The sequence below is a fragment of the Tepidisphaeraceae bacterium genome, assembly GCA_035998445.1.
Taxonomy (GTDB): domain Bacteria; phylum Planctomycetota; class Phycisphaerae; order Tepidisphaerales; family Tepidisphaeraceae; genus DASYHQ01.
Window position 1 is genome coordinate 14,956 of the sequence record DASYHQ010000026.1, and the last position, 14,198, is coordinate 29,153.

General features: G+C 62.7%; 13 protein-coding genes and 2 tRNA genes. 3 read left to right on the top strand and 12 right to left on the bottom strand.

The features are described 5' to 3' along the window. Positions 1–146: 146 nt before the first annotated feature. A complete protein-coding gene (locus VGN72_10995) occupies positions 147–1,742 on the bottom strand; it encodes a Ppx/GppA phosphatase family protein (protein HEV7299882.1) in 1,596 nt (531 codons plus the stop codon). Between the two features lie 108 nt (positions 1,743–1,850). On the opposite strand from VGN72_10995, the gene ppk1 reads away from it, so the two are divergent. Continuing rightward, positions 1,851–3,995, top strand: coding sequence for a polyphosphate kinase 1 (gene ppk1 / locus VGN72_11000; GenBank protein ID HEV7299883.1), 2,145 nt, complete (start codon positions 1,851–1,853; stop codon positions 3,993–3,995). Positions 3,996–4,451: 456 nt separating this feature from the next. On the opposite strand, the gene rplL is transcribed toward ppk1, so the two are convergent. The 3 genes from rplL to rplA form a co-directional block, all read right to left on the bottom strand. After that, positions 4,452–4,850 carry a 50S ribosomal protein L7/L12 gene (rplL, locus tag VGN72_11005; GenBank protein HEV7299884.1) on the bottom strand — a complete coding sequence of 133 codons (399 nt, stop codon included), beginning with the start codon at positions 4,848–4,850 and terminating at the stop codon, positions 4,452–4,454. Between the two features lie 217 nt (positions 4,851–5,067). After that, complete coding sequence (gene rplJ, locus VGN72_11010) at positions 5,068–5,643, bottom strand: 50S ribosomal protein L10 (GenBank protein HEV7299885.1); 576 nt, start codon at positions 5,641–5,643, stop codon at positions 5,068–5,070. 100 nt (positions 5,644–5,743) lie between these two features. After that, entirely contained in the window at positions 5,744–6,436 is a 693-nt protein-coding gene (rplA, locus tag VGN72_11015; GenBank protein HEV7299886.1) for a 50S ribosomal protein L1, read from the bottom strand. Between the two features lie 249 nt (positions 6,437–6,685). On the opposite strand from rplA, the gene VGN72_11020 reads away from it, so the two are divergent. After that, positions 6,686–8,332 (top strand): YHYH protein, encoded by a 1,647-nt coding sequence (locus tag VGN72_11020; GenBank protein ID HEV7299887.1) that lies wholly within the window; start codon positions 6,686–6,688, stop codon positions 8,330–8,332. Between the two features lie 362 nt (positions 8,333–8,694). On the opposite strand, the gene rplK is transcribed toward VGN72_11020, so the two are convergent. The 8 genes from rplK to VGN72_11060 all read right to left on the bottom strand — a co-directional run bounded on the left by rplK (position 8,695) and on the right by VGN72_11060 (position 12,642). Continuing rightward, positions 8,695–9,123 carry a 50S ribosomal protein L11 gene (gene rplK / locus VGN72_11025; protein HEV7299888.1) on the bottom strand — a complete coding sequence of 143 codons (429 nt, stop codon included), beginning with the start codon at positions 9,121–9,123 and terminating at the stop codon, positions 8,695–8,697. Positions 9,124–9,172: 49 nt separating this feature from the next. Continuing rightward, entirely contained in the window at positions 9,173–9,550 is a 378-nt protein-coding gene (locus VGN72_11030) for a hypothetical protein (GenBank protein ID HEV7299889.1), read from the bottom strand. Positions 9,551–9,692: 142 nt separating this feature from the next. Then, positions 9,693–10,235 (bottom strand): transcription termination/antitermination protein NusG, encoded by a 543-nt coding sequence (gene nusG / locus VGN72_11035; protein ID HEV7299890.1) that lies wholly within the window; start codon positions 10,233–10,235, stop codon positions 9,693–9,695. A gap of 14 nt (positions 10,236–10,249) precedes the next feature. Beyond that, positions 10,250–10,780: a preprotein translocase subunit SecE gene (gene secE / locus VGN72_11040; GenBank protein HEV7299891.1), complete on the bottom strand. Its 531-nt coding sequence runs from the start codon at positions 10,778–10,780 to the stop codon at positions 10,250–10,252. A 39-nt stretch (positions 10,781–10,819) separates the two neighbouring features. Then, positions 10,820–10,892: transfer RNA gene (locus VGN72_11045), tRNA-Trp, on the bottom strand. Positions 10,893–10,986: 94 nt separating this feature from the next. Further along, positions 10,987–11,151 (bottom strand): 50S ribosomal protein L33, encoded by a 165-nt coding sequence (gene rpmG / locus VGN72_11050; GenBank protein HEV7299892.1) that lies wholly within the window; start codon positions 11,149–11,151, stop codon positions 10,987–10,989. 98 nt (positions 11,152–11,249) lie between these two features. Further along, complete coding sequence (gene tuf / locus VGN72_11055; protein HEV7299893.1) at positions 11,250–12,446, bottom strand: elongation factor Tu; 1,197 nt, start codon at positions 12,444–12,446, stop codon at positions 11,250–11,252. A gap of 124 nt (positions 12,447–12,570) precedes the next feature. After that, a tRNA-Thr gene (locus VGN72_11060) sits at positions 12,571–12,642 on the bottom strand. 430 nt (positions 12,643–13,072) lie between these two features. On the opposite strand from VGN72_11060, the gene VGN72_11065 reads away from it, so the two are divergent. Next, entirely contained in the window at positions 13,073–14,050 is a 978-nt protein-coding gene (locus tag VGN72_11065; protein HEV7299894.1) for a D-2-hydroxyacid dehydrogenase, read from the top strand. Positions 14,051–14,198 lie beyond the last annotated feature (148 nt).

The window sequence follows — 14,198 nt, forward strand, 5'->3', positions numbered from 1 at the left end:
GGTTGCTTCGTGCTCGATCGAGCAGGAGTGCGTCCGGCTAAAGTCTCGCCAAGGCAGACGTCGGTAGTCTACCCCAAGACAGTACCGCCCGGAACCGGCTGCGTTGTAGAAGGATGAGTTGACGTCGCCCTTCACGGCCCCTGCGACTACGCCTGCCGGATGACCGCGGGCCGACCGAAAACCTCTTCGAACATTTCGGCGCGCGACGAGGCCGACCAGATTTCCATCTCGGCGTCGCTGCGGCTTTCGACCAGGATATCAACCCGGTCCGGGCGCGTGCGGCAGACGACCTCGTTCACCACCGAGCAGTTCGTGCGATCCAACCCATCGGCGATGCGCAGCAGCGCCGCGCCCACACGCACCGTCTGCTGGTAGCGCTTCGGCAATGCCATGAACTCGGCGTCGTCGCGGCTGGGGGGCGACTTGCGGTGGTAGCGCGCGATGTTCGCGATCGTCCGCACCTCGTTCTCCTCGAACGGGTCGAGGTCGCCGTTCATGATGAGGTACATGCTGTGCTTGTGGTGGGCCTTGCGGCTGATGAGCGCACCGATGTCGTGCAGCGTGGCGCCGTAGGCGATCAACTCACGCTCCTCGTTGCCCATGCCGTGCAGCGGGCGTAGCTGGTCGAACAGGCTGCACGTCAGCCGTGCCACCTGATCGGCGTGCTCGCGGTGCCAGTGGCACCGAATCGCCAGATCCAGCACGGCCCGGCGGCGCGGGTTGGGCACCTTCCGGCGCACCTCGAACTCCGGACGATGCTTGGCCAGGTAATCGACCAGGATGCCCTCGCGCAGCGCCGACTTGCATGTGGTGAACTGCTCGACGTTCAACCGCTTGCACACCTCGCGCACCAGCACCGCCGCCGCCAGGATCTGGTCGCGCCGCTTGTCGTCCAGGCCCTGCATCGTGGCGCGGTCTTCGGACTTGCTCTTGATTAACTCGTCGACGAGCGCTCCCAGCGTCGCGCAGCGCAACACCCCAGCCGGGTCCTTCGGCGCGAGCGCGGCGCACATCGTGGACAGATTTTCGACCGCGCCACTGGTGGCGATGAAGCTCACCGGCTTGTGCCGCGCGATCTCGGCGGCCAACGGGGTCAGCTCGCGGTCGTAATGGGCCAAGAGCGCAGCGAGTTCCTTCGGATCGACCGGGTCGGACTTCACGAACTTGGCCGTCATGCGGGCGGCGCCCAGCTTGCGGCTTTCCAGCAGCAGCGCCTTGTCGCCGGACGCCACGATGAACTCGACGCTGCCACCGCCGATGTCCAGGATCATGTGCGGGCCACCGCTGAGGTCGAGCCCGTGCCGCACGCCCAGGAAGATCAGCCGGGCTTCCTCGCGCGCCGAGACCACGCGCACGTGCAGTTTCAGTTCCCGGCGGACCTGCTCGATGAACTCGCCGCCGTTGGTTGCCTCGCGCACGGCGCTGGTGGCGACGGCGATGATCTTCTCGCATTGGAGGCGCTTGGCCTCGCTAACGAATCGCGCCAGCGTGATTTTGGCGCGGTCCATCGCCACCTTCGACAGGCGCTTGGACGGGAACGACATGCGCCCCAGCCCCACCAGCTCGCGCGAGCGCGACAGCAGCGTCATGCCGCCACTGGCGTCGATGCGGCAGACGATCATGTGCAGGCTGTTCGATCCCACGTCGATCGCCGCCAGCCGGACGTCGTCGGGCGCCAGGGGTGTCTCGCGGGAACCGCGCTTGGCCGGGACGGTGGACGGGCGTGGGGGAAGGTCGGTCATCTGGGTCGGCAGTTTAACGATTGTTCCCGTCAGAGTTCAGCTTGAATCATGTTAAGAATTTACGAGGGGCTGTTAAACCAGCCAGATGGGGTTAGTCTGGCACGCGATATGTCGTCCTACGAACAGCCCGACCCCGCGGTGGCCGAGCCAAGCGCTGACCTGCCGCCCAACTCGTACCTGAACCGCGACTTAAGCTGGCTCGCGTTCAACTATCGCGTGTTGCAGGAAGCGGTCGACGCGCGCAACCCACTGCTGGAACGCGTGCGGTTTCTCGGCATCTTCGGGACAAATCTCGATGAGTTCTTCATGAAGCGCGTCGGCCTGCTGTTGCGCCTGCGCGAGTCGACTCCGCTGTCGCCCACGTTCGAAGGCCTGATGCCCGAGCGGCAGTTGCGGCTGGTGCGCGAGGAGATCGAAAAGCTGCTGCTGCAACAGCGCGACTGCTTCGAAAACCTGCTGCGCCCCGCACTGGCAGAGAACAACATTCACCTGTTGGGCTGGGACGATTTGTCGCCGGAGGATCGCGAGGAGGCCGACACTTATTTCCGCTCGAACGTCTTCCCGATCCTTACGCCGTTGGCGGTCGACCCCGGACACCCGTTCCCGTTCATCTCGAATTTGTCCGTCTCGCTGGCGGTGGTGCTGCAGCACCCCGATCGGCCGGAGCACGTCTTTGCGCGCGTGAAGATCCCCGAGATGCTGCCGAACTGGATTCGCCTGCGCAACGCCGGCAGCAGCAGCGGTGGGCAGTTCCGGTTCTTCAGCCTGTACGATTTGATTCGCAACAACCTCAACCACCTGTTCCGCGACATGGTGATCGTGGACGCCACGCTCTTCCGCATCACCCGCAGCGCGGCAGCCGAGAATTTGGAAGATGAGGATCCGGAAGATCTGCGGGAGTCGGTTCAGCAGGAACTGCACTTGCGCCGGTTCGCGCCCGTGGTGCGCATGGAGCACGATGCGGACGTGAACACCGAGGTGCTCGCGTTACTCATGAGCGAACTGGACCTGCAGGCGAGCGACGTCTACGCGGTGCCGCTGGCGCTGCGGTTCGTCGATTTGTCGCCGGTGGTGGACCTGAAGCTGGCGAAGCTGACGTTCGCGCCGTGGTCGCCCTGCTTGCCGTCGGCGTTGACCGACAACGATGCCGACTTCTTCAGCCTGATGCGCAAGGGCGACATGCTGGTGCATCACCCGTACGAGAGCTTCAGCGCCAGCGTCGAACGCTTCGTCAGCGATGCCGCCGACGATCCGAAGGTGCTGGCGATCAAGATGACGCTCTACCGCACCGGCGACGAGAGCCCGTTCATCCGCACGCTGATTCGGGCGGCCGAATCGGGCAAGCAGGTCGTTTGCCTGGTCGAACTGAAGGCCCGCTTCGACGAGCAGCGCAACATCATGCTTACGCGCGCGCTGGAAAAGGCCGGCGTGCACGTCGTGTACGGTGTGGTCGGCCTGAAGACCCACTCGAAGGTGACGCTGATCGTCCGCAACGAGCCCGACGGCCTGCGGTCGTACGCCCACATCGCCACCGGCAACTATCACGCGCAGACGGCCCGACTGTACACCGATCTGGGCCTGTTCACCGCATCCCCCGAGGTCACCGGCGACCTGATCGAGCTGTTCAACTTCCTGACTGGCCGATCGGTGAAGCGCGACTACAAGAAGCTGCTGATCGCCCCCACCAACATGCGGCGTCAGTTCCTGGAACTCATCGACCGAGAGATCGCCCACGCCGCCGCGGGGCGACCGGCGCGGGTAATCGCGAAGATGAACAGCCTGGAGGATCGCAAGATCATCGCGCGGCTGATCGCCGCGTCGCAGGCGGGCGTCGACATCGACCTGATCATCCGCGGGCTCTGTTGTCTGGCGCCGGGCGTGCCGGGGCTGACCGACCGCATTCGCGTCATCTCCGTGATCGGCCGGTTCCTTGAACATTCGCGCATCTTCTACTTCCAAAACGGGCAAACCGACCCGCTGGCCGGCGACTTCTACATGGGGTCGACGGACTGGATGAGCCGCAACCTGAACAACCGCGTTGAAGTGGTCGTGCCGGTCAGTTCGCGGCCGCTGCGCGAGCAGATGTGGGAACTGCTGCAGATCTGCCTGAACGACCAGCGGCAAGTCTGGGACATGCAACCCGACGGCCGCTACGTCCAACGCAAGCCCGCCACGCCCGACGCGCCCGGCACGCACCAGATCATGATGGACCTGACCCGCAACCGCTGCGGCGTCGCGGGGGCGAAGAAGTAGAATCTCTACTGGTCCCTCTTCCGCATCCTCTGGGAGAGGCTAGGCAAGGTTGATGTATGCCCCGATCAGTTCAAGTATGCCGAAAAAGCATCCCATGTCATCCCGATGGGAGGCTTGTCGACCTGAGGGATCTCTCAAAGCTGAGAACTGTCCGTGGTTCGAGATCCCTCAGGTCGCCAAGGCTCCCATCGGGATGACGGGCAAGGCATCCCGCGGAGGTTTTTCCGCTAGCCTTTAGGTGCCGCTCGGGATGACAGTTCTCCAGTTTGGGCATCTCGGGGTTTGTGATCCGCATGTAGCGCAGGGTGCTTATCGAAATCTGAAAGGACTGATGGATCACTTGCCTTTGTAGTGTGATCCCTTGAAACATGCGCCATCGCACACTCGATATCGATCCGCGCAAAAAACGGACCCGTCTTTCGACGGGTCCGTTTGCATTCGATTGGATCGAATAACTTACTTGAGCTCGACGGTCGCGCCCTGGTCTTCCAGAGCCTTCTTGAGCTTCTCAGCTTCGTCCTTCGTGAGGGCTTCCTTGATGGTCTTGGGGGCGCCTTCGACGAGGTCCTTGGCTTCCTTGAGGCCCAGGCCGGTGGCCGTGCGGACTTCCTTGATGACCTGGATCTTCTTGTCGCCGGCGTTCTTGAGGACGACGTCGAAGGTCGTCTTCTCTTCGGCGGCTTCGGCCGGGGCGGCCGCGCCAGCGCCGGGACCAGCGGCCATCATCATACCGCCGGCGGCGGGTTCGATGCCGTGGGTGTCCTTCAGGTAGGCGGCGAGGTCGACGGCTTCCTTGAGGGTGAGGCCGACGATCTGGTCACCAAGGCTCGAGATCTTTTCTGCTACTTCTGCCATGACTTCTTCTCCGACCCGTATCGTGGGCCAATCGTGTCGAAACAATGTGTCCCGCCCGAGAGCCCGATTCACATCGAATCGGTTTAACCCCAATGAAGGGGACAGTCGGACCGCCGGACTGGTTCAGATTTTGGATTGCCCACGAATTAGCACGAAAGGGAGCAATATTAGCTCTTATTCGTGTTCGTTCGTGCCAATTCGTGGGCACGTGTTTAACTTACGCGCTCGCTGCGGCCTCAGGGGCGGCGGCCTCAGGAGCTGCGGCACCACCGGCCTTTTCGGCCTTCTCTTCGACGGCCTTGATGAGGGCGGCAACCTTGCCGGCCTGACCCTTGAAGATGCCACCGAGCTTGGCGCCCGGAGCGAGGATGAGGGCCACGACCTGGCCGATCGCCTCTTCGCGGGTCGGCAGCTTGCTGGCCTGCTCGACGCCTTCCTGGCCGGCGTAGACTTCACCGTCGAAGAAGATGCCGCGCAACTCGAGCGTGTCGTCGGCCTTCTTCTCGTCCAGCAGGATACGCGCGATCGCCGAGACGCTGCCCTCGCCGTAGATCACGGCGCTGGGACCGTCCAGCAAGGTGTCGAAACCCTTGATCTTCGTGTTGTCGCTGGCGCGGCGGGCCATCGTGTTCTTCACGACGGCCATGCGCAGGCCCTTCTCACGCAGGCGACGACGCATCGCGTTGTTCTTGATGGCGCCGATGCCGCGCGGGTTCACGACCGCGATGCCTTCCAGCGGTGAAAACCGGCCGGCAAGGTCCTTCTCAATGAGGCTCTTAACTTTCTTGCTCATGATTGTTTGTCCGTAGTCAGTTGTCGGTTGTCAGTAGTGGTTCGCAATCCGGCGTCGTCCTCTGATCCTTACAACGGACCGAAGGACGACGGACCACGGACTACACCGTCAGGTACACCGCGGGCGTCATCGAGCCCTTCAGCACGACCTTCTTGAAGTACGCGCCCTTGCTCGTCTGCGGCTTCATCCGGCGGATCTGGGCGATCATCGCGTTCACGTTGTCGGCCAGCTTCGCATTGTCGAAGCTCAGCTTCCCGACCACGCTGTGGACGTTGCCACCGCTGTCGTTGCGGAACTCGACCTTACCGGCGGCGTACTCGCGGACGGCGTCGGCGACGTTCGGCGTCACGGTGCCGGCCTTGGGCGAGGGCATCAGGCCCTTCGGACCCAGAACCTTACCGAGGCGACCGACGAATCGCATCATGTCCGGGCTTGCGACGGCAACGTCGAAATCGGTGAAGTTCTCCTTCTCGATCGCGGCCACCAGTTCCTGCCCACCGGCGCGAACCGCGCCCGCCTCGAGTGCCAGCGGCGCGAGGTGGTCGGGGCAGAACGCGACGACGCGCTTCGTCTTGCCCACGCCGTGCGGCAGCGAGAGCGAGCCGCGGATCATCTGATCCGCTTGCTTTGCATCAATTCCGAGGGAGAAGATCAACTCGACCGACTGGTCGAACTTGGTGGGCTCGAAGCTTTTGAGCTTATCGAGTGCGGCCTCGAGGGGCAGGCTTTCCTGCACGGCCTTCTCGGCGGCTTTCTTATAACGCTTTGAACGTTGCTGTACGACAATAGCCATCTGCTATCGCTCCTATCGCCGATAAATGCCCGGCGAAAAGCTCCCACTGTTACGGCCCGTGGTTCGGCCATCAGAATTCCTCGCCGAAAGCGAGGGTCGAACAATTTACTGGAACCGTGCGTCAGATTCAACGCGCCGTAGACGGAAAATCGCTGACGGAATGGGCCGCCGCAATAAACCATCTCATTGAGCGATTGTAGAGCATTGCTCAAGCGAGCTGTGGGATAGGGCTGGATGGAGGACCTTCCGATGCTGCGTTTAGCCTTGTTGCTTCTGGCGTGCTCTCAAGCGGTCGCGGCCGCTGGCGAGTGGAATTTGATCTCGAACGGTGACCTTGAGAAGCGGGACAGTGATCGGCCACCGGCGGGATTTGTGCTGGAGGGTGCCGCCGATTATCGCTACTTGGGTGACCGCGGTCGCGACATCAGCAGTTGGGGCATTGGGCTGCCGTCGGACAAACCCGAAGGCGCCGTCTCGTGCACCGTCGACGGTATCGACGCCAAGCAAGGCCACTGGTTCCGCTTCACGTTCCGCGGGCTGCCGCAGGGCAACTTCGCGGTGCGAAACGACGATCTGTACATGAAGGTCGCGTTCTTCGGTGACGGCGGAAAGGTCAGCTACGACGCGAAGACGCGCAAGATCTACGACCTCATCGAACACGCCCGCAAGGCCGTCACCGTCAACGGCCCACACGGTGAGGCCGGCGCTGAGGTGTGGCAGACCTACACGCTCGAATTTCCGCTGCCCTTCCCGCAGGTCGACCAACTGCGGCTCAGCGTCGGCTTCGACCACGGCGCCAGTCGCCGGCGGCGCGATACGGCGTTCCTTGTGGACGACCTGAGCCTCGTGCGCATCCCCGAACCGGCCGGTGTTCATCCGACCACGCGCCCAGTGGCCGCGCAGCCACAGAAAGAGAAACTGCTGCCGCTGGGGGGGCGATGGTTCTACGCAGCCAAGGCGGGTGAGACGCGCCCGCCCCAACGCTTCGACTCGACCAATGCCGACCGACTGCTCTACCGTGACGGCGGCTACTCCGCGCCGTTCGCGGGCAACACCAGCGCGTGGTTGCGCCCGGGCCACATGGACTTGGCAGGCAACGTGCTGACGGCGTCGCGCCTGGTGCAGGACAACGTCGTCATCACGTTTGACCGTGCCAGCATGATCGTCCGCACGCACAACGTGCCGAACCACCCCACCGGTCAGTTCCCCGAACAGGGCTTCGGTAACCGCAGCTACGTGCAGGAGCGCGACGAGACGTTCTACTTCCCGCTGGTGCCCAAGCAGGCCGAGCGACCCGTCGCGACGAATCAAGATAACAGCAACGGCGCCCTGCACATGGGGCCGATCGGCCTGGCGATCAACGGCGTCGTCTTCTACAACCCGTTCGACATGGGCGACACCGTCGCGGTCGACATGATGGACCGCTGCTGCGGGCACCCGAACATCGACAACCAGTACCACTATCACAAGTACCCAATCTGCGTGAACACGCCTTGGGCCGACGAGGGCGCCGGTCATTCGCCGCTGATCGGCTTCGCGTTCGACGGCTACCCGGTCTACGGGCCGTTTGAGCGGGCGAACGTGATGGCCAAGGATGTGAAAGGCAAAGGGGCGCTCAACGCGTTCAACGTTCACTACGACGAGGAGCGCGGCTGGCACTACCAGGTAACCCCAGGCCAATTCCCCTACCTCATCGGCGGCTTCTGGGGCGTGGAAGACTCCCGCAACGCCTTCCGCGGCCGCGGTGGCCGCGAGGGTGGAGCGGGTGGCAATCGCCAGGCGGGTGGCGGAGGACAGAACCGACGGCCCGTCGGCGGACCGCCGAGCGGTGGGATTACGGACAATGACGTCCCACCGCCACCGGACGGCCGGCGTCGGCCGCCGCGCGACCGGTGAGTCGCGCCGATTGGCATCCCGATGGTGCCTTGGCAACCTTAGGGATCTCGACTTTACAAGCCACACTCGTAAGTTCGAGTTTCTTGCAGTCGCCTTAAGGCTAGCGGACAAAACCTCCGCGTAAAGCCAAAACCTGTCATCCCGAGGGGAGCGGTAGCGACCCGAGGGATCGCCCACGGCCCGCACCGTCCCTCATTCGAGATCCCTCAGGTCGCTTCCGCTCCCATCGGGATGACATTCTGCAGGTGGCGATAGAGTTCGCCCCAGCGCGATCTCCCGTGAACAAGCGAAAAAGCCCTCGGTCGCGCATTGCGCGACCGAGGGCTCGTTTGTTTGAATCAATCTCGACCGACCGAAGTGATTTACCCTTCGACCGTGATCCCCATCGACCGGGCTTGGCCAGCGATGATGCGGGCGCCGTGGTCGAGATCGAAGCAGTTCAGATCCGACTTCTTCTCGGCCGCGATCTTCTTGCAGTCGGCCATGGTGATCTTGCCGATCTTGGTCTTGTTCGGCTCGCCGCTGCCCTTGGTCGCCTTGGCGGCTTCCTTCAGCAGTTCGGCGGCCGGGGGGCTCTTCAGTTCGATGTCGAAGGTGCGGTCCTTGTAGACCGTGACCACGCAGCCGATGACCTTGCCCTTCATGGGCATCGAGGCGGCGTTGAACTTCTGGATGAACTGGCCCGGGTTCACACCGTGCTGACCGAGGGCCGGCCCGATCGGGGGCGCGGGGGTCGCGACACCTGCGGGAGCCTGGAGCTTGAACTGCTTGGTGATTTCTTTCTTGGCCATGGTTGCGCTCGAATTCTTATCAAAGGTCCCCGGGCTAGCCCGGGGCTATTTAGTCAACGATCGTTACGTCTATCGTCCGCCGGCCCGTCGATGGGCGAGGCGACTGGGTTTCCTCGACGATGTCGCCAACGACGACATCCGGAGCATAAGTCGTTGCCCCGCGAACGGGACCGCTTGGCTCCTCGACCATCACCCCTTCCACGATTACCCGTGGCTCGGGCGTCAGGGCTCGCACCAGCTTATAGGCCGGCACGGCGAGCACTAAAAGGGCAAGGATACTAACGCCTAACGCCAAAAGAGACAAGGCGATCAGCACAATTCCCGGCACCGCCGCGATCAGGATCAGTGCCCTGCCCCATCCGGGCAGGCCGGTCACGCCGCCCTTCACGTTCTGATATTGTCCGTAGTACTGAAACAAGCGAGACATACAATCACCTAGAGAATCGTCGTCACTCTACTCGTCATCCTGAGGTACTCCGAAGGATCTCTTCGAAACTGGACGATCCGAAGTGAACCTTCGGAGTACCTCAGGATGACGAATCAATGCAGGCCGACGATCTTAGGCAATCTTACAGCTTCTCGATCTGCCAGTATTCCAGTTCCAGCGGGGTCGGGCGGCCGAAGATGGTCGTGATGATGCGGACCTTGCCTTGGTCGCCGAGGATCTCGTCGACCTCGCCTTCGAAGTTTTCGAACGGGCCGTTGGTGACCTTGACCTTGTCGCCCTTCTTGTACTCGGTCTTGAGGTTCGGCGCATCATCGGGGCGCTCGGCTTCCTCAAGCATCTTGGCCTGATCCTTGGGGCTCATCGGGGTCGGCTTGCCGTTGCTGCCGATGAAGTCACCGACGCCGTCGGTTTCCTTGATGAGGAACCAGACGTTTTCGGGGATGGTGCCGGTCTTGTCGAGTTCCAGTTCGATGAAGACGTAGCCGGGATAGAGCTTGCGATCGCTCTCCTTCCGCACCCCGCCCTTCATGCTGCGGACGCGTTCGGTGGGAACCAGGATTCGGCCGACGGTCGCCTCGGCGCCTTCGATCTTCACCTTGCGGGCCAGCTTTTCGCGGACCGCGTCTTCCTTGTTGCTCGCGACGCGCAGGACGAAGAATTGCATGAGGGGACTCAGCCTTACTTGTTAATGAAGAACGGCGGGATGCGAAGCACGTCGATCAGGTAGAAGAACGTCTGGAACACCAGATCGATCACCCACAACAGTGCCGCGATCAGGAACATGAACCCGACGACGACCTTGGTCGAACCGATCAGCTGGCTACGGCTGGTCCAGTTGACCTTCTTCATCTCGCTGTCGGTCGCGATGAGGAACTCGGCGTTGGTCGGCTTGTTCATCAGCCAGTAGACGCCCAGCCCGTAGACCGCTGCGAACACCAGCGCGATGATCGTGATGTGGTCACGGTCGCTGACGCCCAGGCTCGGCAGGTACGCGTACAGGTTGTAGATCGTGAGCGCGCCGATCAGCGCCGCAGCGCCGGCGGTGCCCATGCGGGTCCAGTAGCCCTGGCCCTTTTTATAGATCGAGAAGAACCCGCCCTGCGAGCCCGCACGGCTGCCCTTGGGCGATTCATCGCCGGGCCCCTCATCGCGAACGACTACATCTGTGGCCATCGGTCGATCGCCCTTCTCATCCTTCAAACTCGGCATGGGTCTCCGAACGGTCGCGTCAACCGACCCCTACTTCAACACGCCGGACAGGAATCGAACCTGTAACCTGCCGCTTTGGAGACGGCCGCTCTGCCAATTGAGCTACCGGCGTAGGAGGAATTTACGATTTGCGATTGCCGATTTGAGATCGAAAGCAGGATCCGAGCGCCCGCTCTTCCAATCGCAAATCGGCAACCGGAAATGCCTTACTTCCGCTTGACCTTGTGCAGCGTGTGGCGGCGCAGGCGCTTGCAGAACTTCATCAGTTCGACCTTTTGCACGCCACCGGCGACCTTGATCTCGGTGCGGTAATTCAGGTCACCGGTCTCGGTGCACTGAAGCCAAACGTACTCGCGATTATCTTTTGCCATGACTACGACTCCTCAGGAAAGTGCAGAATTCAGAGTGCAGGATGCGAAGTGAAAATCACTTCGCACCCTGCACTCGTCATTCAGCACTTGCAAATAACTTAGGCCAGGATCTTGGTGACGACGCCCGAGCCGACCGTCTTGCCACCTTCACGGATGGCGAAGCGGAGCTTCTCTTCCATCGCGATCGGGGCCTTCAGCTCGACCTCGATGCCGACGTTGTCGCCCGGCATCACCATCTCGGCGCCACCCAGCAGCTTGGCCACACCCGTCACGTCGGTCGTGCGGAAGTAGAACTGGGGCTGGTAGCCGGTGAAGAACGGCGTGTGACGGCCGCCTTCTTCCTTGGTCAGGATGTAGACCTCGGCGGTGAACTTCGTGTGCGGGGTGATGCTCTTGGGAGCACACAGCACCTGGCCGCGCTCGAGGTCTTCCTTTTCAACGCCACGCAACAGCACGCCGACGTTCTCACCGGCCTGACCGTTGTCGAGCGTCTTGTTGAACGCCTCGATACCGGTGACGACCGACGGACGGTTCGGCTTGAGGCCGACGATCTCGATCGCGTCGCCGACCTTGATCACGCCGCGCTCGATACGGCCGGTGCCGACCGTGCCGCGACCCTTGATCGAGAAGACGTCTTCGATCGGCATCAGGAACGGCTTGTCGACCTCGCGCTGCGGGATCGGCACGAAGCTGTCCAGGGCGGCCACGAGTTCGTCGATCGGCTTGTTGGCCGCGTCGTCGGCCGGGGCGTCCAACGCGGGCTTGGACGAGCCACGGATGATCGGCGTGTCATCGCCGGGGAAGCCGTACTTCGTCAGCAGCTCGCGGACTTCCATCTCGACCAGCTCGAGCAGTTCCGCGTCGTCGACCAAGTCGATCTTGTTGAGGAAGACCACGATCTTCGGCACGCCGACCTGACGGGCGAGCAGGATGTGCTCGCGGGTCTGGGGCATCGGGCCGTCGGCGGCGGACACGACCAGGATCGCGCCGTCCATCTGGGCGGCGCCGGTGATCATGTTCTTGATGTAGTCGGCGTGGCCGGGGCAGTCGACGTGAGCGTAGTGGCGCTCGGGCGACTCGTACTCCACGTGGGCGGCGGCGATCGTCACCGTCTTGGTGGCGTCGCGTTCGGTACCGCCCTTGGCGATGTCCTTATAGTTCTTGGCCGCGGTGCCGAACTTCGCCTGCGAGCGCGCCGACAGGGCGGCGGTCAGGGTGGTCTTGCCGTGGTCGATGTGACCGATGGTGCCGACGTTCACGTGCGGCTTCTTACGTTCAAAATTGGCCTTGGCCATGGTGGATCCTCCGGATCGTTTGAATGCCGATTACCTGAATGCCGATTGCCGAATGAAGGACAGCCTTCACTTAACCGATAAGCCGATTCGGCATTCGAAATTCGGCACTCGGCATTATTTGTCAAGCTGGTACTGGGGGTTGAACCCAGGACCTCCACATTACCAATGTGGCGCTCTACCACTGAGCTATACCAGCACGTGTCTCTCGCACGCGCCTTCCGCGCCCGCCGCTTACTGCGACCAATGTCGGGGTGACCCACCGACGAGGCCCCGGTTCGCTTCACGGTCGAGACCATTCGGTTCAGCACCAAATCGTTCCAACCGTACCGGCAATGCCGGACGAGCCCGCCGGGCGCACCGGGAGCGTAGAAGGGCGGACAGTATAAGCGCGTGCCGAACGATGTCAATTCGGGTGTTTCGCTCAACGTCGGCTCATCACCTGGCCCATCCATAGTAGGTCGCCTCAGTGCCCCGTGTCGCTTGGCCACCGCTTGCGGTCTCGCAGGACGGGGCGACCTCCCCTCGGCGACTTCGATCAGTGGTTCCGCGAAACCGCAAGCGGATCTGGCAACGTTCTCAAACTCTACATTTGCATATTCGCTTAAAGCCGTTACACCTTCTGGCCTATGCCCAAACCTTTGACCATCTGGTGCAACCAAAACTTCTCGCCCACCCTCGCTGCGACGCTGGAGCGGTCGATTGGCAGCCATCAGCTCGTCTGGGCATCCGACATGAAGGCCTCCAACCTCGTGGCGGCCGGGCACGACCCGGCGTTGGCGACCGCGCACATCGCGTTCGGTCAGCCGAACCCGGAGCAGGTGATCGAGTCGCCCAACATCCGTTGGGTTCACCTTACCAGCGCCGGCTACACCCGCTACGACCGTGACGACCTGCGCACGGCGTTCAAGGCGCGCGATGCCGCGATGACGAACAGTTCAGAAGTGTTCGCTGAGCCGTGCGCGCAGCACGTGCTGGCGTTCATGCTCGCGCAAGCCCGTGCCCTGCCGGCCTCGTGGGCCGACCAGTGCGGTTCGCGCGCCTGGCCGACCCCGAAGCTGCGGCCAATGTCGCGATTGCTGAACGGGCAGCGCGTGCTCATCCTGGGATACGGCTCCATCGGCCAGAAGCTGGTCGACTACCTGCGGCCACTGGAAATGGACATTATCGCCGTCCGCCGGACGGTGAAGGGGAACGAGGGCGTGCCGACCGTCACGGTCGACCAGACCGACGCCCTGCTCGCCGACGCCGACCATGTCGTGAACATCCTGCCCGCCAGCACGCAGACGACCGGGTTCATCGATTCGGTGCGCCTGTCGAACATGAAGCCGTCCGCCGTGCTGTACAACATTGGGCGCGGTGACACGGTGGACCAATCGGCGCTGATCGACGCGCTGCAGAACGAGCGCATCGCCGCGGCTTACCTCGATGTGACCTCGCCCGAGCCGTTGCCGGCAGATCATCCGCTGTGGAGCGCCCCCAACTGCTACATCACCCCGCACACGGCCGGCGGGCATCACGATGAAATGGAACGCCTGTTGGCCCATTTCCTCGGGAACCTGGAGCGGTTCGTGGCGAGCAGTGCGCTGCGCGATCGGATTATCTGAACTGGTATTGCCATCGGCGAGCCACACGCCGCAGATGTCATCCCGAGCGGAGCCTAAGGCGACGGGAGGGATCTCGATTGTCGGTAGTCGCTAGAAGGTCGAGATCCCTCAGGTCTCCAAGGCTCCCATCGGGATGACAGTCTCAGGC

Excerpts from the sequence above, each read along its gene's own strand:
- secE (HEV7299891.1), bottom strand. The coding sequence starts at position 10,780 with ATGCCGAGTTTGAAGGATGAGAAGGGCGATCGACCGATGGCCACAGAT.
- rplL (HEV7299884.1), bottom strand. The coding sequence starts at position 4,850 with ATGGCAGAAGTAGCAGAAAAGATCTCGAGCCTTGGTGACCAGATCGTC.
- VGN72_11065 (HEV7299894.1), top strand. The coding sequence starts at position 13,073 with ATGCCCAAACCTTTGACCATCTGGTGCAACCAAAACTTCTCGCCCACC.
- nusG (HEV7299890.1), bottom strand. The coding sequence starts at position 10,235 with ATGCAATTCTTCGTCCTGCGCGTCGCGAGCAACAAGGAAGACGCGGTC.
- VGN72_11030 (HEV7299889.1), bottom strand. The coding sequence starts at position 9,550 with ATGTCTCGCTTGTTTCAGTACTACGGACAATATCAGAACGTGAAGGGC.
- VGN72_10995 (HEV7299882.1), bottom strand. The coding sequence starts at position 1,742 with ATGACCGACCTTCCCCCACGCCCGTCCACCGTCCCGGCCAAGCGCGGT.
- VGN72_11020 (HEV7299887.1), top strand. The coding sequence starts at position 6,686 with ATGCTGCGTTTAGCCTTGTTGCTTCTGGCGTGCTCTCAAGCGGTCGCG.
- rplJ (HEV7299885.1), bottom strand. The coding sequence starts at position 5,643 with ATGAGCAAGAAAGTTAAGAGCCTCATTGAGAAGGACCTTGCCGGCCGG.
- tuf (HEV7299893.1), bottom strand. The coding sequence starts at position 12,446 with ATGGCCAAGGCCAATTTTGAACGTAAGAAGCCGCACGTGAACGTCGGC.
- rplK (HEV7299888.1), bottom strand. The coding sequence starts at position 9,123 with ATGGCCAAGAAAGAAATCACCAAGCAGTTCAAGCTCCAGGCTCCCGCA.
- ppk1 (HEV7299883.1), top strand. The coding sequence starts at position 1,851 with ATGTCGTCCTACGAACAGCCCGACCCCGCGGTGGCCGAGCCAAGCGCT.
- rpmG (HEV7299892.1), bottom strand. The coding sequence starts at position 11,151 with ATGGCAAAAGATAATCGCGAGTACGTTTGGCTTCAGTGCACCGAGACC.
- rplA (HEV7299886.1), bottom strand. The coding sequence starts at position 6,436 with ATGGCTATTGTCGTACAGCAACGTTCAAAGCGTTATAAGAAAGCCGCC.